Here is a 23,952-nt window from a genome sequence, read left to right as displayed (position 1 = left end):
GTGCTAGAGCCCGCCTATGAGCTCCCTTCCCTCCTCCGTTGATGTCGCAATCATCGGCGCCGGTGCCGCCGGGCTTGGCGCAGCGCACGCGCTGGCGGGCTCCGGCCTCTCCGCCATCGTGCTGGAGGCGCGGGACCGGCTCGGCGGCCGCGCCTGGACCGTGCAGGCCTCGCCCGAGGTGACGTTCGACGTTGGCTGCGGCTGGCTGCATTCGGCGGACCAAAACTCCTTCGTCGCAATCGCGAAGCAACTCGATTTCGAGGTCAACAAGGACCTGCCGCCCTGGCGCGAGCGCGCCTTCAGCAACGCGTTTCCGCAAAACCAGCGCGACGAATTCACGCGCGCGATGGACGCGTTCTATGAGCGCCTGTGGCAGGCCGCGCAAAAGGGCAAGGACGAGCCCGCGAGCCTGAGCCTCGACCCCGGCAATCGCTGGAACCCGATGATCGACGCGATCTCGACCTACATCAACGGCTGCGAGCTGAAGGACATGTCGACGCTCGACTGGGATGCCTATGAGGACACCGACCTCAACTGGCGCATCCGCCGCGGCTATGGCGCGCTGGTCGCGGCCTATGGCGCGCCCTGCCCGGTGGCACTGAACTGCATGGTCACGCTGATCGATCATTCCGGCCAGCGCATCCGCCTCGAGACCTCGCAGGGCACGCTGACCGCCGGCAAGGTGATCGTCACCGTCCCGACCAATCTGATCGCCGATGAGGCGATCCGCTTCTCGCCACAGCTCCCGGCCAAGGTCGATGCCGCAGCCGGCCTGCCGCTCGGCGTCGACGACAAGGTGACGCTGGCGCTTGGCGATGCCGAAGCCTTCCCGAAGGAAGGCAATCTGCGCGGCGCCACCATGCGCACCGCGATGGGCACCTACCACATCCGCCCGTTCGGCCAGCCCTGCATCGAAGGCTTTTTCGGCGGCAGTTTCGCGAGAGAACTGGAGGACGCCGGCGAGGGCGCGATTGCCGCGCAGAGCATCAACGAGATCGCGAGCCTTCTCGGCAACGACATCCGCCGCAAGCTGAAGCCGCTTTACGAATCGCGCTGGGGACACGACCCCTTTGCGCGAGGCTCCTACTCGCACGCGCTGCCCGGCCATGCCGGCGACCGTGCGGTGCTGGCCGCGCCGGTGGACGGGCGATTGTTCTTCTCGGGAGAAGCGACGTCACCGACCTTCTTCACGACGGCGCATGGCGCGCGGGACAGCGGCGAGCGAGCGGCAACGGAAGTGCTGGCGGCGATTGGGTAAGCCGTAACTAAACGCCGTCGCTGCGGCGTCATACTCCCGCGTCGCCCCGGCCTAGTGCGCAATTGCGCACGGGGGCCGGGACCCATACCGCGTGATTTCTCGATGAACCGCGGTGCTCGTACCGCGGATTGATCCCCTCACTTCCGGTCTTCGCCAAACTACGCCCTGTGGTTATGGGTCCCGGCCTACGCCGGGACGACACCGAATTCGTGGAGCCGCCGTCGCGTCACTCGATCACCCGCGCCCGCAACTCCGCATCGGGCACGAAGCAGGCGTCGTACTTCCCGAAGATGCGATAGCGGTTGCGCGCGATGAGGCTGTACACCGCATCCCGCAGCGGCTTCGGCACGGCGAATAGCATGCGCACCCAGCCCCATCCCGGCAATTGCGACAGCACGGTCAGAGCAGCATCCGACTTCGTAAACGCCTCGCCGCCATGGACCACCGCATTGGTGTCGGGATCATCGGGATCGATGCCGAACGTTCGTGCGAGCCGCGTTCCATAATCCGACTGGATCGGCGTGAAGCGAAACCGCCCCGCCGTGTCGCGCGCAGCGACGAACCGAACCCAGCGCGAGCAGAAGATGCAGACGCCGTCGAACAGGATCACATCGTCGTCGGGCCATTTGGGCATCGGATTCTCTTTTTGACGCGTTTTCTTCACGCGAACCGGGAGCCACTTCGCTCGAAAACGCTATCGATTATCCAACATCAGCAATGCGACGAGCATCAGCACGATCGCCGGCCCCGTCTTGACCAGCGCGCCGAGCGGCTCGATCCAGAGATCGGGTGTCAGGATCGCTGCGCCGAACATGTAACCGAGCGAGGCGACGATGCCTGCAACCAAGCCGATCGCCGCGGTGCGGCGAAAGGCGATCAGCACGCCGATGCTCATGTCCATCAGGCTGGTGCCGATGGTGATGGGATCGACCAGCGCCGGCGGAAAGTTGTGCGCGCTCAGGATGCCGGCGGCGGCGCGATAGGAGACGAACAGCGCGATGAAGCCGGAGACGACCCAGAACGCGACCAGGCTCGCGAAGATCAGCGCCTTGACCAGGAACAGCCGCGCGAACCATTTGTCCTGGATAGTGGCGGGGTGGCGCCCGATCGTCTCGGTCAGCGTCTTCGGCACGATGCCCGTGGCGGCAATCCACGCCGAGGGATCACCTCGCACGCCGCGGCGCAGCTCGGCGATGGCGGTGGAGCGCATCGGCGGCATCCAGCCGAGATAATTGACGAAATCGCCGATTTTCGCGCCGAGATCGAGCATGGAAGACGGCATCGCGACGCGCGGCCAACCGGCCGTGCCGAACGCGAGACGAAAATGCTTGATGACACCGGCCATGGTGACCGGCTCTGATAGCATCAGGTCCCAGCTCACGGCCTTCACGGATGCATCGTCGATATCGCGCGCGGCGAGCCAGGCGATGGTGGCAGCGATATCCTCGACCGCGACGGGCTGGAACGGCGTCGCCATCTCCGCGCTCGGCAAGTCGAGTGGGAAGGCGGCCAGTGCGCGCAGCATGGCGCTGCCGCCATAGGCTGACGGCGCGACCACGAAGCCGGGCCGCAGGATGGCATGGGCGATGCCGGAGGCCGCGATCAACCGCTCGGCCTCGCGCTTGGTCGTCGCGAAGGCGGTACGGTCGGCTTCGGCCGTTCCCGGAATCGAAATGTGCACCAGGCGGATTGTGCGGCCGCTGCCGCCGATCGCCTGAAGCAGACGCGCGACGAAACCGCGATGCACCGCATTGGTGTCGCTGCCGGGGCCGTCCTGGAGCACGCCGAGGCAATTCACGACGACATCCACGGCCTGCTCGCGCAACAGACGCGTCAGCGCGTCTGCATCGAGCGAAAGGATCGGCAGCTCAATGTCCAGCGCGCTCATCCTCTGCGCTTGCGACAGGCTGCGCGCCACGCCGACGACGCGAAAGCCTCGTGCGCGCAGATCGTCGGTGACGAAGCGGCCGATCAGGCCGGAGGCACCGAGCACCAGGATGGTTCGCTGATTCATCATTCCCTCAAAACGGCTTGGCGACCATCAGCCAGAGGATCAGCATCGTCGCGCCGAAGCCGGGGAAGCCGAACGCGCACCAGCGGCGGAACAGGACGAAGTAACGCTCCGGCAGAGCGGCGCGCTGCTCGGAAGCCTTGCGCGCGAGATCGCGCATCTCGATCTGCATGAAGACGACGGGGATCCAGAACAGGCCTGCGATCGCATAGAGCGCGAGCGAAGCGAGCAGCCAACGCTCGGTGAACGAGGTGGCCGAGAGCATCATCAGCAGGCCGCCGCTGACCGGCTGCAAGATCACGGCTGACAGCGTGAAGATCGCGTCGGCAATCACCACCACCGAGGCGGTGCGCGCAATGAAGTCCACATCGTGCGTGCGATGCGCCATCAGCATGAAGAAGGCGATGCCGGTTCCGGTACCGAGGATAATGATGGCGCCGAGCACGTGCAGGTATTTGACCAGGAAATACAGCGTCATGGTTTCTTCGCCAGTGCCGGCTTCAGCGCGCGCTCGAGCTCGCTGCTGGCGGCTTTGACGCCGGCCTCAAGCTCGATCATCCAGTGCCCCTCGCTGCCCACTGCGGGCAGTACGCGGAAATCGACCTTGCCGCCACCGCCGCGAAATGCATCTGCCAGCGACTTCGAAAATGCCGGCGGGAAATAGCTGTCATTGCTCGCAACGAGCCATGTGACGGGAATGCGCGCCGCCTTGCCGAACTCGGCGGCTGCCGCGAGAAGCGTATGTGGCGCACAGATCCGGTTCGGCTCGTCATTGGCATGGCCGCCGCGCCCCGGCGCAAACACTGTGATCGCGGAGATCGTCTTCGGATCGGCATTGGCGAGAGCCAGCGCGCCCCAGCCACCGGCGGAATGGCCGACCACGACCGCGGCATCCTGGCGGATGAAATCCTGCTTTCGCAAATGGTCCAGTGCCAGCGAAATTTCTCCGGCCGTCGCACGACCCGCGCGCGCGTAGTCCGCTTCGTCGCAGCCGCCCTGGTCCTCGACATAGCGACCACCGGTTGCGCCATGGCCGAGCCGTTCGGGCACCAGCACGGCAAAGCCGCGCGCGACAAGGAAGGCTGTGAGCGCGCGGTATTCGGGCTGCGGCATTTGTGCGCGACGCAAGCCGTTCTGCGTCGAGGCATGTGCGATGACCGCAAGCCGAAATGGGCCGGCTCCGAACGGGCGAAACAGCAGCGCATGCGCGGCAATGTCGCTATCCGGCGATGGCACACGCCATTCCTGCCGGCGAAACGGCTCGCCTTCCTCGCCCGATGCACCGAACGTGACCTGAGCGCACAGAGGCGGCGCGGTCAGCAAGGCCAGCAGAGGCAGGAGCGCAAGGATGTTGAAAAGCCGCATGAATTGCCGGAGGCGAACACGGACAGCGAAGGCCAGACTAACGGGAACGAATCATCCTGGGCGGACTTTCTGCGTTGCCATCGCCGTTCATTGGTTGCCACAGCGGAGTTTTGCACCGACACATGGCAGTTCGTTGCCGTTCAAGGCAGCGCCTTGTCCTCTTTCGGTACAATATCGATAAAATACTGATGCAGAAAGTCCACAGGTTAACCGATAATTAACGTTAGGTCTTGCCGCCGACGCGGCGACTTGGTTTGATCGTATCCATGAGCACAACCCTGATCGAGGTCCGGCCGGCCAAAGCCGCAGATGCAACTGCGGTGGCGTCAACCCATGACGAAGCTTGGCGCTCGGCCTATCAGGGCATCATTCCCGGCGCCGAGCTGGAGAAGCTGATCAACCGCCGCGGTCCGCAGTGGTGGGACAGCGCGATCCGCAAGGGCAGCCGCGTCAGCGTATTGGTGTTCGGCGACAAGATCGCAGGCTATGCCAATTACGGCCGCAACCGCGCCCGCAGCCTGCACTTCGACGGCGAGATCTACGAGCTCTATCTGCGCCCGGAATTCCAGGGCCTCGGCTTTGGCCGTCGCCTGTTCGCCGCCGCCCGCCGCGACCTGATGCAGAGCGGGCTGAAGAGCATGGTGGTGTGGGCGCTCTCGGACAACGATCCGGCCACCGAGTTCTACCGGGCCCTGGGCGGCCGCATGGTGGCGCGTTCCTCGGAACGATTCGGGCCGAAGTCGCTCGACAAGGTTGCCTTCGCTTGGACCAATTGAGCTGCTGAAGTCTAGCCGGCAGCTTTTCCCATCCGTCGATACCGTTGCCTCTTGAGCCGGTGGTCGCTGGATTCATTATTTCACAAAAACACGATGGATTGGGGGGCCAAGCCCGCGTATGACAGCGCCAAAATCGCTGCCGGGCGCGATTTAACCTCGGCAACAACGGAGCCTTGAATGCGTATCGATGCGGTCTCGATCGGGAAAAACGTCCCACAGGACGTCAATGTCATCATCGAAGTCCCCGTGGGCGGTGAACCGATCAAATACGAGATGGACAAGGAGGCCGGCACGCTGGTGGTCGACCGCTTCCTCTACACGCCGATGCGTTACCCCGGTAACTACGGCTTCATCCCGCACACGTTGTCGGACGACGGCGATCCCTGCGACGTCCTGATCGTCAACACCCGCGCCATCATCCCCGGCGCCGTCATGAGCGTGCGCCCGGTCGGCGTGCTGTTCATGGAAGACGAAGCCGGCGGCGACGAGAAGATTCTCGCCGTGCCCTCATCGAAGCTGACGCAGCGCTACGACAAGGTGAAGACCTATTCCGACCTGCCGGACATTACGCTCCAGCAGATCCAGCACTTCTTCGAGCACTACAAGGATCTCGAGAAGGGCAAGTGGGTGAAGATCTTGCGCTGGGGCGGCCCGGAGGACGCGCACAAGCTGATTCTCGAAGGCATGGACCGCGAGAAGAAGAAGAAGGGCTGAGATCTGCTCCCTCGCCCCGCTTGCGGGGAGAGGGTCGGGGTGAGGGGGAGTCTCCGCAAGGACGGTGAGAATTGGACTCGCGGAGAGTCCCCCTCACCCGGAATTCAAGCTACGCTTGAATTCCGACCTCTCCCCGCAAGCGGGGCGAGGTGAAGAAAACCTACACCGCCGGCTTCGCCAGCCCCGCGATCGCGCAAGCCGCGCGTAGCGTATTCACCAGCAAGCACGCGACCGTCATCTGCCCGACGCCGCCCGGCACGGGCGTGATGGCGCCGGCCACGGCGAGCGCTTCCTGATAGGCAACGTCACCGACGAGACGTGTCTTGCCGTCGTCCTTCGGGATCCGGTTGATGCCGACGTCGATCACGGTCGCGCCGGGCTTCAGCCAGTCGCCGCGCACCATCTCAGCTCTGCCGACCGCGGCGTAGACGAGATCGGCGCGCCTCACGAGGCCGGGCAGGTCGCGCGAGCGCGAATGCGCGATCGTCACCGTGGCGTTCTCGTTGAGCAACAACTGCACCAGCGGGCGGCCGACCAGGTTGGAACGGCCGATGACGATGGCGTTCATACCCTCGAGCGAGGCGTGCACGCTCTTGGTCAGGATAATGCAGCCGAGCGGCGTGCAGGGCGACAGCGCCTCGAACCCACCCGCAAGCCGGCCGGCATTGTTCGGATGCAGGCCATCGACGTCCTTGGCGGGATCGATGGCGTTGATGACGGCCTCGGTGTTCAGACCCTTCGGCAGCGGCAGCTGCACCAGAATGCCGTGCACGGCCGGATCGCGATTGAGTTTTGCGACCAGCGCCAGCAGATCGCCTTGCGACACATCGGCCGGAAGCTTGTGCTCGAACGAAGCCATGCCGGCGGCCTGGGTCTGGGTCTGCTTGGAGCGGACATAGACTTCGCTCGCCGGGTCGTTGCCGACCAGGACCACCGCAAGGCCCGGCACCAGATTGTGCTCGCGCTTGACGCGGGCAACCTCGTCGGCCACGCGCGCCCGGAGTTCCGCGGCAATGACTTTTCCATCGATGATCTTGGCCGTCATGTCAGTTCCCTTGGTCTGTCGATTTGGCCGAAGCAAGCCGGCGCAGGGCTTCGCCAAGTCGCGCCGGATCGCCGTCGACCGCGATCTGCTTCAGCCGCGAGGTCGCTCCGGACAGGAGTTTTACACTGGACTTGGGGACGCCCAGCGATTTCGCCAGCAGGACCAAGACGGCCTTGTTGGCCTCGCCACCATCGGCGATCGCGCGCACCCGCACCTTGAGCACGCTGCGGCCATCCGAGAGTTGCTCGATCCCGTCGATGTCGTCGCGGCCGCCGCGCGGCGTCACCCGCAGCGCGATGCTGATTCCCGAGGCCGAATAACGCCAGGGTTCCTTGCCAGCCTCTTTCGCGACCAAGGCGCTCCAGCCTGCTCAGATCACGTTCGGGTAGATGTAGTATAGGATCACCCGCTCGATGAACATGATGATCAGGATCAGGATGATCGGCGAGATGTCGAGCCCGCCGAGACTGGGCAGGAAATTGCGAATCGGCGCCAGCAACGGCTCGGTGATCCGGTAGAGGAACTCCGCCACCGCCGAAACGAACTGGTTGCGGGTGTTCACCACGTTGAAAGCGATCAGCCAGGACAGGATCGCGGAGGCGATCAGCAGCCAGACGTAGAGGTCGAGCACGATGATGACGATGTCGAGAACGGCACGCATGGCTTTTGAAGACTCTGGCTTTTGAAAACTCTGGCTGCGGTCGGGATTGACGCCTTTTGCTAGATATCGGTTCCCCCCCGCCCAAACAAGTGAAGTTCGGGCGCCGGAATGGCTAAAACCGGATTACGCCCGTCCTTGACTTGACCTTGGCAGGGACTTAAATGGCGCCCGGTTGTCGGCCGCGTTTACCAGAGCGGCCAGCAAAGGGGCCATAGCTCAGCTGGGAGAGCGCGTCGTTCGCAATGACGAGGTCGGCGGTTCGATCCCGCCTGGCTCCACCAGCCTTCGCAGGCTGCGCCTGCTTCGGCTCGGCAAGCCGCTTCGTAGCGAAGGCTGCCGCGCCATAGCCCGAAGGGCGACGGCGGGCTCCTTCCGAAAATCTCCCCCTACCTCCCCGTAAACCTCGGCGGCCGCTTCTCCATGAAGCTCGCCACGCCCTCGCGGAAATCGCTGCCACCCAGCGCCACCATCATCTCCCGGTTGGCCTCGATCGTGGCCTCGGCCAGCGTCTGGAACGGCACCTCGTAGAGTTGGCGCTTGATCACGGCCATCGCGCTCGGCGAGACGAAATCGGCGAGGTCGCGCGCATAGGCGTAGGTTTCCTCGCGAAGCTTCTCCGGCGAGCACAGACGGTTGACCAGCCCGATCCGCAGCGCCTCGTCGCTCGAAACGCGGCGCGCCGAGAGCAACAGATCCATCGCGTTGGCATGGCCGACGATGCGCGGCAGCATCCAGCTGATGCCGTGCTCGGCGATGAGTCCACGGCGCGCGAAGGCGGTGGTGAACACGGTATTGTCGGCGGCAAAGCGCAGGTCGCAATAGAGCGCGTGGACGAGGCCGATGCCCGCGGTCGCGCCGTTGAGCATGGCGATGACGGGCTTGCCGATCGACGGATAGAAGCCGTAGCGCGTCTGCCAATCGGGCCGGCGATTCATGTCGAAGGGCGGCAGGTTCGATGCGCGCCTGACGTCATCAGGATCGAGCCCTTTCAGCGCATCCATGTCGGCGCCGGCGCAGAAGGCGCGGCCCGCGCCGGTGAGCACGATGACGCGGACATTGTCGTCGGCGCTCGATGCTTCCATCGCATGGCGCACGTCGCGCTCCATTGTCGGCGTCCACGCGTTCATGCGGTCCGGGCGATTGAGCGTGATGGTCGCGACCTTGTCGCTCACCTCATAGAGAATGTGTTCATAGGCCATGACGCTCTCCCTTTGTCTGCCGGCGCAATTTCGCGCGCGCTCGTTGGGAGCGAGCCTAGCATATTCAGGGATGAAGCAAGGGCCAGTGCGCCGTCTGCGCGATCACTCGGCGGCTTGCGCCAGCAGCGGCCGGCGCGCCAGCCAGCCATTGATGAAGTGATCGAGCCAGACGCGTTCTGCGACATCGTACACGGCACGGTCCGCGAAATGATGATGCCGCTCGCGCGCACCGGGCGCACTGAACCCGTCATAGCCGCGCGTGGTCCAGCGATGCATCATGGCGTAGGTCACGTCAGGATGAAACTGCACGCCGAAGGCGTTGCCGGCGCGGAACGCCTGCACCGGAAAATCATCGCCCTCCGCAAGCAGCTCGGTGCCGGCCGGCAGTTCGAAGCCCTCGCGGTGCCAGTGATAGACCTGCGCCGGCCAGGCCGGGCAGAGCGCGTGGCCCGCGGCCGTCGGGCGGACCGGGTAGTAGCCGATCTGGGTCAGCGCCTCCGCATGCGGCGCGACGCGGGCGCCGAGCTGCATCGCCAGCATCTGCGCACCGAGACAGATGCCGAGGAACGGCCGCTGTTCGCGGAGCGGAATTTCGATCCAGTCGATCTCGCGGCGGATGTAGTCGTCGGGATCGTTGGCGCTCATGGGGCCGCCGAAGACCACGGCGCCGGCATGCTGATCGAGCGTCTCCGGAAGGGGATCGCCAAAGCGGGGACGGCGGATGTCGAGGCGGTGACGGAGCGCGCGCAGCGCATTGCCGACACGGCCGGGCGTCGAGGATTCCTGGTGCAGGACAATCAGAACCGGCAACCTGGCTTCAGGACGAGCAGCAGATGCGCCAACGGCCCTTCTCTTCGGGAAGGGCACCAATTCCGCGCCACCAAACCTGTCCGTCCGGAACGACATTGCCTTTCCAAATGCTATCGGTTCAGACCGCCAGCATAGCTAAGCGATGGTTAACATCGTGTGAGTTCGCGCACACACGACACCGATTAAGGAAGCAAGCTCCGGGCCACGGCAGGCGCTTCGAGCGTTCTTTAGTGCCTCTGCCGCTGGAAGCGACTGGTGGCGGACAAAATGAAGCCGCGCGGAAAGAAACGCAGCGCGAACGGCACAATCTTGATGCCGAGACCGGGCAGCACTGCCCGTTTATTTGCCATCAGCCCACGATAGGCTTCGCGTGCAACATCGGAGGCAGGAACATTGAGAAGGGCCGTATTATGTCCGGATCCAACGCCGGCGCGCGCCTGGAATTCGGTAGGCACCGGACCCGGGCAAAGTACGGTGACGCGGACGCCGCGCGGCGCGAGCTCCGCCCGCAAGGCCTCGGTGAGAGAAATCACATAGGCCTTGGACGCGTAATAGACCGCCATGCCGGGGCCGGGCAGAAAGCCGGCGATCGAGCCGACATTGAGAAGACCGCCCTTGTTCCTGACGAGCTGATCGGCAAATCGCAGCGACAGATCCGTCAGCGCCCGGACGTTGACATCGACGATGCCAACCTGCTCGTCGCGATCGCACTCGATTGCATCGCCGAACACGCCGAAGCCGGCATTGTTGACGAGATGGTCGAGCTCGACACCTTCGGCGGCGAGCGCTGCCGCGATCTTTTCTCCGGCGTCTGCTTCCTGAAGATCGCAGGCGATGACGATCGGCTTCTTGCCGCCATTGGCGGAGAGCTCGTTCGCGAGCGCCTCGAGCCGGTCCGCGCGCCGCGCCGTCAGCGCGAGACGGTGTCCATTCGCGGCGAACACCCGCGCCAGCTCCGTGCCGATGCCCGCCGAGGCACCGGTGATCAACGTTACCCGCTCAGTCACGATCGAAGTCTCTTGAATTGAAGTTTTTTAGTCCTGCAATGGCGGAACGAGAGCATAGGCCGTACGCGACAGGCAAGCGGCGCTGACCGCATGGCCGCTTGAGTGGGCACCAGAGAGGGCAGAAAACCCGCAGATTTACGGGCAAATCCGGGACAAGCCGGCCGGGGGCTACATTAAAGTTTCGTCATGTGATCTGCACAACCGGCAATCTGCCGTGTTGGGCGAAATCAGCCGCCGACGGCGCCGTCCTTCACCTGGCTACCGGTACGGTCCGCCACGGCATGCTTCAGGTCGATCCGGTCGCGCTGGGAAATCCCGAGCAGGTCGGAAGCGCGCCAGACCACGTTGTCCTCGAACTCGGAGACCTGGCCGTCGGCATAGACCAGCTCCCACATCATCTGGACGATGCGCTTGCGGCCCGCTTCGTCGAGCGAGCGCATGATGACGCTGGTGAAGTGATAGAGGTCGACCGCCTCGCCCTCGACCTGGGTTGCATCGGCGATCAAACGATCGGCGGTGCCGCGATCGAGCCCGAAATGGCTTTCGATCAGGCTGTGCAGCTTGCGCTGCTCGGCCGCCGTCGGCTGGCCGTCCAGCGAGACCACGTGAACCAGCAACGCGGTCCCCGCCAGCCGATAATCGCTGTCGCCGAATGCGCGGTCCTGGGCTTGGGGGGCCACAATGTCGGCGATGAATTGACGCAAGCCGTCGAGCATGGAGTCCTACCGAAATCGATGACGCCGCGAGGACGCGGCGGCTACCAGCCTTATATGAGCGGGAAACTCAACCGGCGCAACGTGTGTCAGTTCCGCGCGCTGCATTACGTTTCGGCAATCTAAAGGCAGTGATTTCTGGAGGGCGGCGAAATCGACTCTCCGACGTCGTCCTGGCGAAAGCCAGGACCCATTACCCCAGGGAGACGTTTGGCGAAGACTGGTTGTCGTCCGGTACTACGACCATCCGCAATCGATAAATTCCGCGGTATGGGTCCTGGCTTACGCCAGGACGACGTTGGAGAGATTTGGTGCTTTGCTTGTAAATGACGGAGCCCGCGGACTCCGCCACCGCGCCCTCACGGTATCTCGTACACCACCATCTTGTCGGCGATGCCGCGCAATGCGGCCTGCTTCTGGATCGGCTTGATCGCGCGCTGCTCCAGCACTTGCGCCACGGCCGGCGCATCCAGCACCGGCCCGGTGATGTGCATCTCCTGCGCAGTCGACAGGCTCTGCACGCGCGCGGCGATGTTGACGGTCTGGCCGAAATAATCCTGACGCTCGTTGAGCATCACCGCGAGGCACGGCCCCTCATGGATGCCGATCTTGACGATGAGATCGGCGGTGCCGCGCTGCTTGTTGAGCTCGTCCATCGCCGCGCGCATCCGCAGGCCCGCGACGATCGCGTGCTCGGGACGGACGAAGGTCGCCATCACGGCGTCGCCGATGGTCTTCACCACCGCGCCCTTCTCGGAGGAGATGATCTCGAGCAGCGCATGGAAATGCGCGCGCACGAGATCGAACGCCGCGAGATCGCCGACCCGCTCGTAGAGCGCGGTCGATCCCTTCAGATCCGTGAACAGAAATGTCAGGGACGTGATCTGGAGCCGCTGGTCGACACTGAGATTGTCCGCCTTGAACACGTCGCGGAACGTCTGGTTCGACAGCATGCGCTTGGCGGTGAGGAACGGCTTGCGCTTGCCGATGAGGTGATGAAGCGCCTCGGCCGCGATGAACACCGACGGCAGCACGCGCACGCCGGCCTGGTTCTCCAGCGACAGCCGCAGCGGGCCCGGCCGCATGGTCGTGGTCCCCGTCGGCGCCTGCACCCTGTTGTACATGATGGCGAGCTGCTGGCGGTCCTTGGTCGGCTCGCCCTGCACGTCAATGAAATGGGCAGCGTGCGTCACCGGCTCGAAGATGATGATGAAGTCGTTCGGCAGTTGCAGCGACATGGTCGCCTTCTCGCCGGCCGGCAGCTCCAGCGTGTCCAGCGTGACCTCGTTGGCCAGCGTCGCGAAGGATTCCTTGTTGAAGTCGACGCCGGAGCTCCAGAACACCTGCTTGAAATATTCCCACACCGGAAGCGAGTTGGGGTCATGCGCCGCGATGCGCCGGACGCGCGGATTCACCGTGAAGGAAACCTCGACCTGGTCGTCCACGGAGGCCTTGTAGCCACAGGCACAGAGCGCGCAGTGATAGTCGTCGGGCTTGAGCGCCTTCAGGGTCGCGTGAGCGCCGAGCACGCCGCCGCAGCCCGGACACAGCACGTTCCAGCCGAGATCGAACAGCCCGAGCCGCGCCGAATGCAGGAAGGCGGAGATCGCGCGCTCTTCGTCGACGTCGTGCTGCCTGGCGAAATCGAGGACATTGACGCGGTTGAGCTCGTGATCCTCGCCGTCCTCGATGAGGCGCGCAATCGCATCGACCACCTTCGCATCGGCGGTCTGCTTCAGAACGGAAAACTGGGCCTGGATGTCGCTCATGGCGCAACTCTATCTAGTGTGGATCACGCCATCGGCCAGGCGATCGCCTGTCACCGACGCGTGATGCGGAACATGGGTGAACGGTCCGGCTGGGTCGTGACGACGCCATGCGGGATCACGGGAGCCGTATCGACCAGCTCGACGCGGAACGCACCGATCAGCCGGGCCAGCGCCAGCACGGATTCGGCTTGCGCAAACGGCGCGCCGACGCACACGCGCGGACCCGCGCCGAACGGCAAATAAGCGAAACGGTCTGGGGCTTCAGTCGACATGAAACGCTTTGGAACGAACGCGTTCGGCTGATCCCACAGCTTTTCGTGCCGGTGCAGCAGCCAGGGCGCGATCATGATGATGTCGCCCTTGCCGATCTCGATTCCGGCCACACTGTCCTTCTCGCGCGCGGCACGCGCGATGAGGAAGGCGGGCGGATAGAGCCGCATGGTTTCTTCGATCACCGCGCGGGTGAATTTCTGGCGATCGATATCGGCCATGCTGTCGAGATGTTCGCCGCGGGTCTCGGACGCCACCTCCTCCTGCGTGTCAGGATCGAGCGCGAGCAGATAGAGCGCCCAGAACAGCGCGGTCGCCGTGGTTTCGTGACCGGCGAGGATCATGGTCGCGACCTCGTCGATGAGCTGCGCGTCGGAAAAGCCCTTGCCCGTCTCAGGATCGCGCGCCTCGTCCATGAGGTCGAACAGGTCGCGCGGCGGCGCACCGTCCTTTTTCCCGGCGGCGCGCCGCTCGGCGATCAGCATCGCGACGAATTCGGTCCAGCGCTTGCGGAATCGGGCGCGGGCAAAATCCATCGGGCTCGGCCAGGACACCGGCAGCAGCATGTCGAGGAAATAGGGCCGTCCCAGCCGCTCGCCATATTCCATGACGAAGTTGCGCAAGGTGGGGCCATGCCGGTCCATGCCGAAGGAGAACATCGTGCGCCCGGCGATCTCGAGCGTCATGCGCTGCATGGTCTCGCGCAGATCAACGATCTCGCCGTTGCGCGCATCCAGCTTCGCGATGGTCTCGTCGAGCACCGCAGTCATGTGCGGAACGAGATTTGCGGTGGCGCGCGGCGTGAAGGCCGGCGCGAGCGTGCGGCGCTGAAACGTCCAGGAATGACCTTCCGCAATCAGAAGGCCTTCACCGAGCACGGGACGCAGCATGCGGATGCCGGCCGGCGTGCGCGTGTAGTTCTCGTAATTGCTGAGCAGGATATGCCGGATCGCGTCCGGACGGTTCAGGATGAAGCTCTTGTGGAGGAAGAAGCGGCCCTCGAGGACGTCTTCCTCATAGGCGCGCTGCCCCCAGGTGGCGATCATGTTCTGCCTGATCACCGCGACCCGGCCGAGGAACGACATGCCCTCCGGCGCACGCGGCGGCGTCGGAGGGACGATGGGCCGACGCACACTGGCGATGTTCATGGCTCTCTCCCGCAGATGTGACGCAGGCAAATAGCTAGTAAGTCAGCTCGGCAACCGCAATCCTGTTCTCGGAGGCAGGCCAGAGGCGCGCCACAATCCGTTCTTCGCCGAACTGGGCCACGATGTTACGCCCGATCTCGCTGGCCGGAAGCCGCAATGTTGCTGCCGCATCCGTGGGTACGCCCGGCTTGACGTCGGCCGGCTCCTTGCCGTCGAGCAGAACGACATCCCGCGGCAGGCCGAAATAGCCGCGCGGACGTGACATGATCACGACAGCGCCGGCGTCCTTGTCCGCCGGCCCGAGCGGGCGCGCGGCGCGCAGGTGGACGACGTCGGACGAGCGCGGAAAGGGCGAGCGGTAGATGTGCGTGGTTGGCGCATCCGGCGACGCGAGGGCGAATTCGAGCGGCCAGGAGGATTCGACCTGCGCCGGTCCCCAGCGGCCGTCGGCGCCGGTCTTCGAGCTGTGCACGGCATTGCCCTTGCGCTCACCGGTATCAGGATCGACGCGGAAGATATCGACGGTTGCGCCCGCCACCGGACGATTGGTCGACACGCCCCCCGGCGTTCCCGTGACGAGGCCACTCAGCCTGACGCTTGGTTCCGGCACAATCGCGATGCGCGCGGGCTCGCGGCCGGCGATGAACTTGTAGATCTCGCGGAAGGCGCGCGGGTGAAACGCCACCTCGCGATGATCGAGCGTACCGAGCACGAGATTGGTGGCCCCCTGCAGCTCCGGCCCCTCGGTGGTGACACCGGTCGGCGTGCCGGGCTTGCCGATGAAGCGGCCGTCGGCTTGCGCGTACTTGTCCATGCCATCGCTGCGCAAGGTGAGGAAAGCCGTGCCCGGCGTCACCTCGCTCTCGCCCCCGTTCAGCCCGCGCAGGAACGTGCCGCGGCCGTTGAACTCGCTATTGGGCTGGTCGTCGGTCGCGAACACGCCGTGATTGGGCGTGCCGCACAGGACGGCGTGGCTGACGTCGGCCACACCGCCGTTCCTGATGACATTGCGGATGGCATTGCCGCCGCGCGAGCTGCCGACCAGCGCCACGCGCGCCGCACCGGTACGGCGCTTCAGCTCGGCGATGGCGGCGGCAAGCTCGCGGCGCTGGTCCTCGGTCGAGGAGCGGTTCGCCTGCTCGACCTTGTCGTCGCTCCGCGCCAGGGGATCGGTGAAGTTGATCGCCAGCATGCGATCGCGCGCGATGCCATTGGATTCCATCCGCCACATCGTGGTCATCCAGAGCGCGTCGTAGTCGCCATTGCCGTGGACGAACAGGATCGGCGGCACTTCGGCACCCTGCGCCGCGGGCGTAGTTTGTGCGAAAGCGTCGATCCGGACGCTCGCAACCGCGAAAGGCAACGTGCCGGCACCCAGCAGGATCGTCCGTCGCGACAGCTTCATCTGTTCCTCCCCGGCAAAACCATCTCTTCGCACCGCTTATAGCGTCCTAACCACTGGACAGCGAAGGACTTTCGCGGGCATCACTGAATTTGCCGAAATCACCAGGACCACTTCTGCCAGCCCTTTTGGAAGGGGATATGACCGAGCAGCCGAACCGTCAGAAATTCGCCGGCGACGGCATCGCCGCGCCGCTGCGGTACACCGTATTCCGGCGCATCTGGCTCGCCAGCCTGCTCTCCAATCTCGGCCTGCTGATCCAGGGCGTGGGCGCCGCCTGGGCGATGACGCAGATGGCGGCCTCGGCCGACAAGGTGGCGCTGGTGCAGACCGCGCTGATGCTGCCGATCATGCTCATTTCGATGCCGGCCGGCGCCATCGCCGACATGTATGACCGCCGCATCGTCACGCTGGTCTCGCTCATGATCGCGCTGACCGGCGCGACTGCGCTCACGATCCTGGCCGGGCTTAAGCTGATCACGCCGGAAACGCTGCTCGCCTTCTGCTTCGTCGTGGGCAGCGGCAACGCGCTGTTCGGCCCGGCCTGGCAATCCTCGGTCAGCGAGCAGGTGCCGCCCGAAGCACTGCCGTCGGCCGTCGCGCTGAACGGCATCAGCTACAACATCGCGCGCAGCTTCGGTCCCGCGGTCGGCGGTGTCATCGTCGCCGCGCTCGGCGCGGTGGCGGCGTTCGCCTGCAACGCGATCCTCTATCTGCCGCTGCTGGTCGTGCTGCTGCTGTGGCGGCGCAGCACCGAGCCCTCGCGCCTGCCCCGGGAGAAGCTCAACCGCGCCATGGTCTCGGGCTTCCGCTACATCACCAATTCGCCGCCGATCAAGATCGTGCTGCTGCGCACGCTGGTGATGGGCCTGATCGGCGGCGCCGTGATGGCGCTGATGCCGCTGGTCGCGCGCGACCTGCTGCATGGCGGCGCGCAGACCTACGGCATCATGCTCGGCGCCTTCGGCATGGGCGCGGTCGTCGGCGCACTCAACATCCACGAACTGCGCAAGCGCATGAGCGGCGAGTCCGCGATCCGGGCCTGCACCATCTCGATGGCCTTTGCGATGGCCGCCCTTGCCGTGAGCACGGAACCGGTGCTGACGGCGGCCGCACTGGTGCTGGCCGGCGCGGTCTGGATGGCCGCCGTCGCGCTGTTCAATATCGGCGTGCAGCTCTCGGCACCGCGCTGGGTCGCAGGCCGGTCGCTGGCGGCGTTCCAGGCCTCGATTTCCGGCGGCATCGCGATCGGCGCCTGGGGCTGGGGCCATCTCACCGACTATGCCGGCGTCGAGGTCGCGCTTCTGGTCGCGGCAGGCCTGATGCTGATCTCGCCGCTGCTGGGAATCTGGCTCACGATGCCGCGCGTCGGTGCCCGCAACGAGGACGCCGAGGTGCTGGCCGATCCCGAGGTCAGGCTGTCGCTCACCGGCCGCAGCGGACCACTGGTGGTCGAGATCGAATACCGGGTCGCCCAGGAGAACGCGCGCGCCTTCCACAATGTGATGCAGGACGTGCAGCTCTCAAGGCAGCGCAACGGCGCCTATGGCTGGTCGATCGCGCGCGACATCGCCGATCCCGAATTGTGGACCGAGCGCTATCACTGCCCGACCTGGTTCGACTATCTGCGCCAGCGCAACCGTTCGACCCAATCGGAGCGCGCGCTGCATCAGCAGGCGATCGACTTCCACGTCGGTCCCGACCCGGTGCGGATCCGCCGCATGCTGGAGCGCCCGTTCGGCTCGGTGCGCTGGAAGGAAGAGACGCCGGACCAGGGAGCAAGCGAGGTGCTGCCCGTGGTTGCGACTGCGGCAGGGAGCAGCACGTAGGTCTCTGGTCATTCCGGGGCGCGCCGTCAGGCGCGAACTCGGAATCCATTTCTCTCAGGAGATTGCCGCTCGATGGATTCCGAGTTCGCGCTTCGCGCGCCCCGGAATGACAATCACTGCCCGTGTTCCGTCAGCACCTTGTCGCAGCCTTTGCTGAGCCGCGTGCGATTCTGCTTGAGGCAGGCGAGCACAGCCTGGTCGCCATTGTTCATCACGGCGCGGCAGAAGCGCGAGACGTCGCGCGCGCAGGCGTCGTGTCCGGGCTGCTGTTGCGCTGATGCGCTCGATGCGCACAGGAGAAAAGGAACGATCAAAAGAAATCTGGTCATCGCGTAATGCCTCTTACCCGGAAGAAAGTGCGGGCGAAGCTAGTGCGACGATCTCTGAGCCGCAACGGCTTTATTGGCAGGAGGCGTCTTCGCCGCCGCGTGGCCCCGGCTTGACGCCGGGGCACTGCGCGAGGGGAGCTAACCGACGCAACGACGCTGTGTTGCTCTTACTGCTTGTCCTGGGCGTCAGCGACCTTGCGTGAGGCGCCCTTGGCGAGGTCCTTGTCCATCACCGCGCGGCAGCCGGCGCTCAGGTCCGAACGATGCTTCATCATGCACGCGGTGATCTTCGGGATGTTGGGGATCTCCGACGAGCACAGGCGGAAGGCATCGCCGGTGCACATCTGCTGCGCTTCGGACGAGAAGGCGAAGCTCGACGTCGTCGAAACGATCGAGACGATGGCGGCGAAGCCCAGGGCCAGGCTGGTACCTCGGATCTTGCTACTCAAGGACTTGGCGGTAAACGACTTGGTCATCTGAAGCTCCCACTGGCACCGCAGGAAGCGGGCCCGTTGTTGATGGGAACTACGATGCTCCAGCAAAACAGTTTCCACTGTGATGACGGTCACGGGGCGCACCCCAACTGTGACTTCAATCACATTGGCGCACCCCGCTGAAAATCCGGCGCAAACGCCGTCGTGTTGGTGTCACGTTAACTGTTCCTTCGCATTAATGGCTCGTCGCGCGGGAAATTCCGCAGGTTTGGTTGCGTAATTGGAAAGAGTAGCGATGCGTAATGCGTTGGGCCTGATGCTGGCCAGTGTAGTTGCGGCGGTCGTGATTGCCGCCGGAGGTTGGTTTTATTATTCCTCGCGCGCCGATCAGGCCGCTCCCAAGACAATGGCCGCCCGTGCCGCCGATCAATTGCCGGCACAGGCGAAGCTCGCCGCCAAGGATGACGTCGAGACCACCGCGGCACTCGCGGGCAAGCCGGCGGCAGCCGCCCCGGCGCCAGCGCCCGCTCCGGCCATGCCGGTTCAGCAGAGATCGACCTGCGCCAATCCGAACGCCCTCGGCGTTTCCCGCGTGGTCGAGATCGACACCACCGGCGGTCCCGGCTTCGGCTTCGAGCACTTCAAGCAGTTCGATTTCCTGACCGACAAGGAGGTCGTGCTGACCTTCGACGACGGTCCGTGGCCGGTCAACACGCCCGCGGTGCTGAAGGCGCTCGCGGATGAATGCACCAAGGGCCTGTTCTTCTCGGTCGGCAAGCACGCGACCTACCACCCGGAAATCCTGCGCCAGGTCCTGGCCCAGGGCCACACGGTCGGCACGCACACCTGGTCGCATGTCAACCTGAACAGCAAGAAGATGACGGAGCAACAGGTCAAGGACGAGGTCGAGAAGGGCTTCAGCGCAGTGAGGTTCGCGCTCGGCACCAACCCGGCGCCGTTCTTCCGCTTCCCGCAGCTTCAGCACAATCCGGCGATGGTGACCTATTTCGGCACCCGCAACGTCGCGATGTTCTCGACCGACATCGATTCCTTCGACTTCAGGAAGGGCGCCACGCCGGAGAAGATCGTCGAGACCGTGATGACCAGGCTCGACAAGCTCGGCAAGGGCATCATCCTGATGCACGACTTCCAGAAGCACACCGGCGAAGCGATGCCGGCGCTGCTCGCGCGGCTCAAGGCCGGCGGCTACAAGATCGTGCAGATGAAGGCCAAGACGACCTTCCAGACGCTGCCGGAATATGACGAGGCGCTGTTGAAGGATCTGAAGGTGCCGACCTCGAGCGCACGTCCGATCGGAAGCGTGGTGCAGACGGTTTCGCAGTAAGCGCGGATCAAATCGCTATCTCAATACGCGTCATGGCCGGGCTCTTGCCCGGCCATTGACGTTTCGGGGAAGGCAAGTCGCCGCTTACCAGTAGATGCCGTGGCGATGCAGCTCGCTGATGATCCGGTGTTCGGTCCAGCTATGCTTGTGCTTCGGCTTGTTGGCTTTCGCCGTGGTCTTCGGCGCAGGCTGAGTTGCGGTCGCGGCGGGCGCTGAAGTCGTCGTGGTGACGGCGGGAGCGGGTGCCGCGGCAGGCGCAGGGGCGGAGATCGCCGGCGGACGGTCGACATATTTCGGAGCTTCGGTGGCGGGTGCGACTTCGCTCACCTGCGTGGCCGTGGTTGTCGCTGTCGCTTGTGGAGCCGAGGCCTGTTCGCTCGCCGTGGCCAGCGAGAGGCTGCGTGGGCCGTCCGCCTGGGCAGATGCGGAAGCCAGGACAATGGCGGCAACCAGAATGATCTTGCGCATGTGAAGTCTCCCCGTGTTGGCGTGACGGGGACGCTACGCGAGATGCGCGCGACATTATGTGATCACAATCACGCAGGCGACCGGACGATCTTGAACCCGCGCACGCTCATGCGAGCTGGATGGGTCGATTAAGACGCTTGTCTGCGGCGATCGGATGAATTCGGGGCGCTGGTGCCGCAAGAGGGATTCGAACCCCCGACCCCGTCATTACGAATGACGTGCTCTACCGACTGAGCTATTGCGGCGAACCCTGCCGGGGCCCGGGCGATGCCGGCCCCGATACGCGCGCTCCTGATATCGGGCATGGCCCGAATTGGCAAGAACAAGCGGGGCGCGAAATGCGGCTTAGGCGCCCCAACGGGACCAGAATCCGCGCCAGCCGCCGGCCTGGGCCTTGGGCGTGCCGATTTGTTCCGTAAATTCATCGCTTGGGCCCTCGTCATCGATGCCGGGATCATCCGGGGCACGGACGATCGGGATGACAGCGGGGATCGGGGCAGGTGCCGGCTTGCCGAGGTCGGCGCGGGTCCGGAACACGGGCGTTGCCGCCACCGGCGATGATTCGGCCGGCTCGGGGGCCGGTTCGACCGGCTCGGTGGGCGTGACGACGGACTCTGCCTTCGGCTCGTCCTTGGCCGCCGGAGGTGAATTGTCCTGCTCGGCCGGGGCCGCTGCAGCCGGAGCCGGTTCCATCGGGGTGTCGTTCGCAGGCGCCGCGACCCGTTTCGGCCGCGGGGCCGCCAGCATAGCTTCCTCGAAGGCTGAGGACTCGATCAAGTCGCCCTTGTCGGAGGGAAGGCTCGCGACCGGCGTCTGCCACTGGAAGGCGTCGAGGCGGCCGGTGACCGGGGAGACGGGACGCCAGCGATCACTGACATAGCCGTCGGCGGTCCAGGCCGGATCGTGGCGAGCACGCACCGCGCGCAAGGTCCAGGCGCGGGCGCGGCCGCCGTCGCCGTGCTCGGTGCGCTCGATCTCGGCCATCAGCAGTGCGACGCGCTGGGTCGGATCGTTGACATAAGGCGCCAGCACCGCGCGGGCGCGGGCGAACTCGGAGGCATCGATCGCGGCACGTGCGAGCGCGAGCTGGCCTTCAATATGGCCGGCTTTATCGGCAGGCGTCTTGGCCGCAAGCGTCTCGACCCGCTGCAAGCGCTGCCGTGCGGAATCGCCGATCCTCACATGTGCATAGGCCTCGGCCAGATCGGGATGCGGATTGGCGAGCCAGGCGGTCTCGACCAGCTTCATGGCGCGGCGCACCTGATGCGCCTCGCTCTCGAATTTTGCGGCGAGCACCGCGGCCGGCACCAGGGTCGGCGCGAGCTTGATCGCCTCCATCACGCTCTCGCGTGCGACGTCGCGGTCCATGGTCTCCAATTCCAGCGCGCGTGCGGTGAGCAGCACGCCGCGCTGGCGGCGATAGGCCGGCTTGTCGATCAGGCCCGCGGACAGGTTCGAATCGAGGATCGCGAGCGCGCCGCTCCAGTCGCCGCGCGCGCAGCGGAAGCCGAGCACAGCATGCGAGGCCCAGGTCGACGACGGCGACAGCTTGATCGCTTCCTCCGCGATCATGACGGCGCCGACCGCGTCGTCGGCGCGCTGCGCCTCGATGAACAGGCCGCGCAGGCCGAGCAGACGCGTATCGTCGCGCTCGGCCATGGCGCGGAAGGCGCGCTGCGCCTCGCCGCGATTACCTTCGAGCTGCGCCGACTGCGCGTGCAGCAGCAGCGCGAGCGGATCGTTCGGCGCATGCCGCCGCGCCGTCTCGGCGTGACGGCGGGCGAGCGCGGTATCGCCATGGCCGATCGCGAGCAGGCCGTGGGTGATGGCGTGGCGGCCGCGGGCGTGGCGCTTGTCATGGCGGCGGCGGCGCAAACGCCCCGGCGTCCGCCAGATCGTCGTCAGGATGCTCCAGACCAGCACGACTGCCGCGGCAAAGAGGCCAAGCAAGAACACGAACCTCGGCAACGTCGTTGAGGCGCGGAAACCGCCCGCGGTCAGGACGAGATCGCCGGGCTGATCGGCAACCCAGGCCGCACCGGCCGCCGCCAGCGCAATCAAGACGAGAAAAAGGACGATGCGAAGCATGGCGATCCCTATACGCGCTGATTATTGCGCGAAGCTTTATTGAGCAGGCTTGACGAGATCCGCCATGGCATCGTCGGCGAACTTGCGGGACGCGGCGAGCGCGGCATCGCGGGCATTGGCCTTGTCGAGCCAGGCCTGCGCCGGCGCGCGATCGGCATCGGGCAGCGTCTTCAACTCGCGCCGCGCCTCGACGAAATCATTGCGGAGCGCAGCAGCCGTCACCCGCGCCACGATGGCGCCGCGGTCGTTGCCGACCCCGTCGGTCCGCTCGATGCGGACGAGCTTTGACGCGCCGGCCTGGAGACGCTCGACGATGCCGGTGCCGCTGGACTGGGCATCCGCCGGCGGCGACAGCTTTGACACGATGGTGAGGAGCTCGCGGCTCAGCGCGACCGGCGTCGGAATGCCCGACGATGCAAAGGAGTCGAGCGGCTTCAGCATGTCGGGCTTGGCCGCCAGCAACCGCGCCGCGGCAAGCTGCGCCTCATAGGGATCGCCATGGCGCACGGCGACGTCGAGCAGGGCCGCCGCGACCACATGGCGCAGCGGCTTGTCGTCCATCGTCCTGGCGGCGGCGATCTTCTCGCCCTGCTGCGCGAGCTCGGCCCGCTCCGTCTTGCTGGCGCGCTCGAGCTGCGCGATGCGATCGTTGAGAGCGGCAAGATCCGGCGAAGCGGCGCCCGGCGTAGATTTCGCATCGTTCAGAGCGCTCGCGGTCTTGTCGGACTGGGCGCGCAGATTGGCGATGTCGCTGCGCAGGCTGCCTGCGGATTTTTCCAGCGCATCGATCCGCGCCACCATGGCCGGATCGGCGGCGGGCTTGCCAGCCTTGGCTTCGACTGCGGCAACACGACCGTTCAGAGCGTCGACCGTCGCGCTTGTCACTTGTGGCGCGGCAGGCGGCGCCTGCACGGCGGGCCAGCCCAGCATCCAGCCGACCGCGATCACGACGGCCGCCGCCACCGCACCGGAGAACGGTGCAATGACCCAGGGCGAAACCGGAACCGACGCCGGAGCGGGCGCAACCGCGGCCTGCGCCTCGGCGCGCTCCGGCTCGGCGTCGGCCTGCTCGGATTTTGCCTGCTCGGGCTCGGTGTGCTCGCTCGCCGGCGAAGCCTCGGGCTCGCCCGCCACCTCCTGCGGCTGGGTCGAGACTTCGGTCGCCTCGAGGTCGATGGTGGGCGGGGTGCGCTTGGCACGACCGGACTCGGGGGCCAATCCTGCGTCTTCAGGCTTGTCGTCGGCCATCGTGACGGTTCCTCACACTTCCATACCTTGCACAGATCCCTGGCAAATATCCTTGGACGGACC

The 23,952-nt window shown here is 65.5% G+C and carries 24 protein-coding genes and 2 tRNA genes; 6 read left to right on the top strand and 20 right to left on the bottom strand.

Translation table 11 applies throughout. The features are described from left to right. The first annotated feature begins 16 nt into the window (after window positions 1-16). A complete protein-coding gene (locus BM118_RS28060) occupies window positions 17-1,258 on the top strand; it encodes a flavin monoamine oxidase family protein (RefSeq protein ID WP_092189403.1) in 1,242 nt (413 codons plus the stop codon). A gap of 226 nt (window positions 1,259-1,484) precedes the next feature. Here the strand turns inward: BM118_RS28060 and BM118_RS28055 are convergent, their stop codons facing one another. The 4 genes from BM118_RS28055 to BM118_RS28040 are packed head-to-tail and all read right to left on the bottom strand — an operon-like array spanning window position 1,485 to window position 4,634. Continuing rightward, a complete protein-coding gene (locus BM118_RS28055; RefSeq protein WP_092189401.1) occupies window positions 1,485-1,892 on the bottom strand; it encodes a thiol-disulfide oxidoreductase DCC family protein in 408 nt (135 codons plus the stop codon). Between the two features lie 60 nt (window positions 1,893-1,952). Then, window positions 1,953-3,272 carry an SDR family oxidoreductase gene (locus tag BM118_RS28050; protein ID WP_177234758.1) on the bottom strand — a complete coding sequence of 440 codons (1,320 nt, stop codon included), beginning with the start codon at window positions 3,270-3,272 and terminating at the stop codon, window positions 1,953-1,955. A 7-nt stretch (window positions 3,273-3,279) separates the two neighbouring features. Continuing rightward, window positions 3,280-3,747, bottom strand: a complete 468-nt coding sequence (locus BM118_RS28045) for a DUF2269 family protein (RefSeq protein ID WP_092189397.1) — start codon at window positions 3,745-3,747, stop codon at window positions 3,280-3,282. Next, window positions 3,744-4,634 (bottom strand): dienelactone hydrolase family protein, encoded by an 891-nt coding sequence (locus BM118_RS28040; protein WP_092189395.1) that lies wholly within the window; start codon window positions 4,632-4,634, stop codon window positions 3,744-3,746. Before BM118_RS28040 ends, BM118_RS28045 begins: the two co-directional genes overlap by 4 nt. Window positions 4,635-4,900: 266 nt before the next feature. Here BM118_RS28040 and BM118_RS28035 point away from each other — a divergent pair, with 266 nt between their 5' ends. Both BM118_RS28035 and ppa read left to right on the top strand, forming a co-directional pair. Further along, window positions 4,901-5,410 carry a GNAT family N-acetyltransferase gene (locus tag BM118_RS28035; protein WP_008136728.1) on the top strand — a complete coding sequence of 170 codons (510 nt, stop codon included), beginning with the start codon at window positions 4,901-4,903 and terminating at the stop codon, window positions 5,408-5,410. Window positions 5,411-5,587: 177 nt separating this feature from the next. Next, window positions 5,588-6,124 (top strand): inorganic diphosphatase, encoded by a 537-nt coding sequence (gene ppa, locus BM118_RS28030; protein WP_092189393.1) that lies wholly within the window; start codon window positions 5,588-5,590, stop codon window positions 6,122-6,124. 160 nt (window positions 6,125-6,284) lie between these two features. Here ppa and folD read toward each other — a convergent pair whose 3' ends face one another. The 3 genes from folD to BM118_RS28015 are packed head-to-tail and all read right to left on the bottom strand — an operon-like array spanning window position 6,285 to window position 7,830. After that, window positions 6,285-7,169 carry a bifunctional methylenetetrahydrofolate dehydrogenase/methenyltetrahydrofolate cyclohydrolase FolD gene (gene folD / locus BM118_RS28025; protein WP_092189391.1) on the bottom strand — a complete coding sequence of 295 codons (885 nt, stop codon included), beginning with the start codon at window positions 7,167-7,169 and terminating at the stop codon, window positions 6,285-6,287. A 1-nt stretch (window position 7,170) separates the two neighbouring features. Continuing rightward, complete coding sequence (locus tag BM118_RS28020) at window positions 7,171-7,524, bottom strand: DUF167 domain-containing protein (protein WP_092189389.1); 354 nt, start codon at window positions 7,522-7,524, stop codon at window positions 7,171-7,173. Between the two features lie 15 nt (window positions 7,525-7,539). Next, window positions 7,540-7,830 (bottom strand): YggT family protein, encoded by a 291-nt coding sequence (locus BM118_RS28015; RefSeq protein WP_018645113.1) that lies wholly within the window; start codon window positions 7,828-7,830, stop codon window positions 7,540-7,542. A 205-nt stretch (window positions 7,831-8,035) separates the two neighbouring features. On the opposite strand from BM118_RS28015, the gene BM118_RS28010 reads away from it, so the two are divergent. Beyond that, a tRNA-Ala gene (locus tag BM118_RS28010) sits at window positions 8,036-8,111 on the top strand. A gap of 105 nt (window positions 8,112-8,216) precedes the next feature. On the opposite strand, the gene BM118_RS28005 is transcribed toward BM118_RS28010, so the two are convergent. The 7 genes from BM118_RS28005 to BM118_RS27975 form a co-directional block, all read right to left on the bottom strand. Continuing rightward, window positions 8,217-9,029, bottom strand: coding sequence for an enoyl-CoA hydratase (locus tag BM118_RS28005; RefSeq protein ID WP_092189387.1), 813 nt, complete (start codon window positions 9,027-9,029; stop codon window positions 8,217-8,219). 102 nt (window positions 9,030-9,131) lie between these two features. Further along, window positions 9,132-9,935 carry a glutamine amidotransferase gene (locus tag BM118_RS28000; RefSeq protein WP_092189385.1) on the bottom strand — a complete coding sequence of 268 codons (804 nt, stop codon included), beginning with the start codon at window positions 9,933-9,935 and terminating at the stop codon, window positions 9,132-9,134. A 131-nt stretch (window positions 9,936-10,066) separates the two neighbouring features. Beyond that, on the bottom strand, window positions 10,067-10,846 hold the full coding sequence (locus BM118_RS27995) for an SDR family NAD(P)-dependent oxidoreductase (protein ID WP_092189383.1): 780 nt from the start codon (window positions 10,844-10,846) through the stop codon (window positions 10,067-10,069). Between the two features lie 227 nt (window positions 10,847-11,073). Beyond that, on the bottom strand, window positions 11,074-11,562 hold the full coding sequence (locus BM118_RS27990) for a tellurite resistance TerB family protein (protein ID WP_092189381.1): 489 nt from the start codon (window positions 11,560-11,562) through the stop codon (window positions 11,074-11,076). A 356-nt stretch (window positions 11,563-11,918) separates the two neighbouring features. After that, window positions 11,919-13,328 (bottom strand): adenylate/guanylate cyclase domain-containing protein, encoded by a 1,410-nt coding sequence (locus tag BM118_RS27985; RefSeq protein WP_092189379.1) that lies wholly within the window; start codon window positions 13,326-13,328, stop codon window positions 11,919-11,921. Window positions 13,329-13,378: 50 nt separating this feature from the next. Continuing rightward, window positions 13,379-14,746: a cytochrome P450 gene (locus BM118_RS27980; RefSeq protein WP_092189377.1), complete on the bottom strand. Its 1,368-nt coding sequence runs from the start codon at window positions 14,744-14,746 to the stop codon at window positions 13,379-13,381. A gap of 34 nt (window positions 14,747-14,780) precedes the next feature. Further along, the gene (locus BM118_RS27975; protein WP_177234757.1) at window positions 14,781-16,151 is read right to left on the bottom strand and encodes a hydrolase; all 1,371 of its coding nucleotides are present in this window, start codon (window positions 16,149-16,151) and stop codon (window positions 14,781-14,783) included. Between the two features lie 137 nt (window positions 16,152-16,288). Between BM118_RS27975 and BM118_RS27970 the strand changes: the two genes are divergently transcribed. After that, window positions 16,289-17,977: an MFS transporter gene (locus tag BM118_RS27970; RefSeq protein WP_092189373.1), complete on the top strand. Its 1,689-nt coding sequence runs from the start codon at window positions 16,289-16,291 to the stop codon at window positions 17,975-17,977. A 113-nt stretch (window positions 17,978-18,090) separates the two neighbouring features. Here BM118_RS27970 and BM118_RS27965 read toward each other — a convergent pair whose 3' ends face one another. Both BM118_RS27965 and BM118_RS27960 read right to left on the bottom strand, forming a co-directional pair. Continuing rightward, a complete protein-coding gene (locus BM118_RS27965) occupies window positions 18,091-18,306 on the bottom strand; it encodes a hypothetical protein (RefSeq protein WP_092189371.1) in 216 nt (71 codons plus the stop codon). A 167-nt stretch (window positions 18,307-18,473) separates the two neighbouring features. After that, window positions 18,474-18,782 (bottom strand): hypothetical protein, encoded by a 309-nt coding sequence (locus BM118_RS27960; RefSeq protein WP_092189369.1) that lies wholly within the window; start codon window positions 18,780-18,782, stop codon window positions 18,474-18,476. A gap of 253 nt (window positions 18,783-19,035) precedes the next feature. On the opposite strand from BM118_RS27960, the gene BM118_RS27955 reads away from it, so the two are divergent. Next, window positions 19,036-20,085, top strand: coding sequence for a polysaccharide deacetylase family protein (locus BM118_RS27955; RefSeq protein WP_092189367.1), 1,050 nt, complete (start codon window positions 19,036-19,038; stop codon window positions 20,083-20,085). Between the two features lie 84 nt (window positions 20,086-20,169). On the opposite strand, the gene BM118_RS27950 is transcribed toward BM118_RS27955, so the two are convergent. The 4 genes from BM118_RS27950 to BM118_RS27935 all read right to left on the bottom strand — a co-directional run bounded on the left by BM118_RS27950 (window position 20,170) and on the right by BM118_RS27935 (window position 23,889). Further along, window positions 20,170-20,553 (bottom strand): hypothetical protein, encoded by a 384-nt coding sequence (locus BM118_RS27950; protein ID WP_092189365.1) that lies wholly within the window; start codon window positions 20,551-20,553, stop codon window positions 20,170-20,172. A 169-nt stretch (window positions 20,554-20,722) separates the two neighbouring features. Beyond that, window positions 20,723-20,798 (bottom strand) — tRNA-Thr (locus BM118_RS27945). 100 nt (window positions 20,799-20,898) lie between these two features. Next, window positions 20,899-22,641 carry a heme biosynthesis HemY N-terminal domain-containing protein gene (locus BM118_RS27940; protein WP_092189363.1) on the bottom strand — a complete coding sequence of 581 codons (1,743 nt, stop codon included), beginning with the start codon at window positions 22,639-22,641 and terminating at the stop codon, window positions 20,899-20,901. 36 nt (window positions 22,642-22,677) lie between these two features. Continuing rightward, entirely contained in the window at window positions 22,678-23,889 is a 1,212-nt protein-coding gene (locus tag BM118_RS27935) for a COG4223 family protein (protein ID WP_092189361.1), read from the bottom strand. Between the last annotated feature and the right edge of the window lie 63 nt (window positions 23,890-23,952).

Origin of the sequence: Bradyrhizobium sp. cf659 (genome assembly GCF_900113725.1) — a bacterium.
Lineage (GTDB): Bacteria > Pseudomonadota > Alphaproteobacteria > Rhizobiales > Xanthobacteraceae > Bradyrhizobium.
The sequence above is the reverse complement of the archived record's forward strand: the minus strand, read 5'-3'. Positions and strand labels throughout refer to the sequence as shown.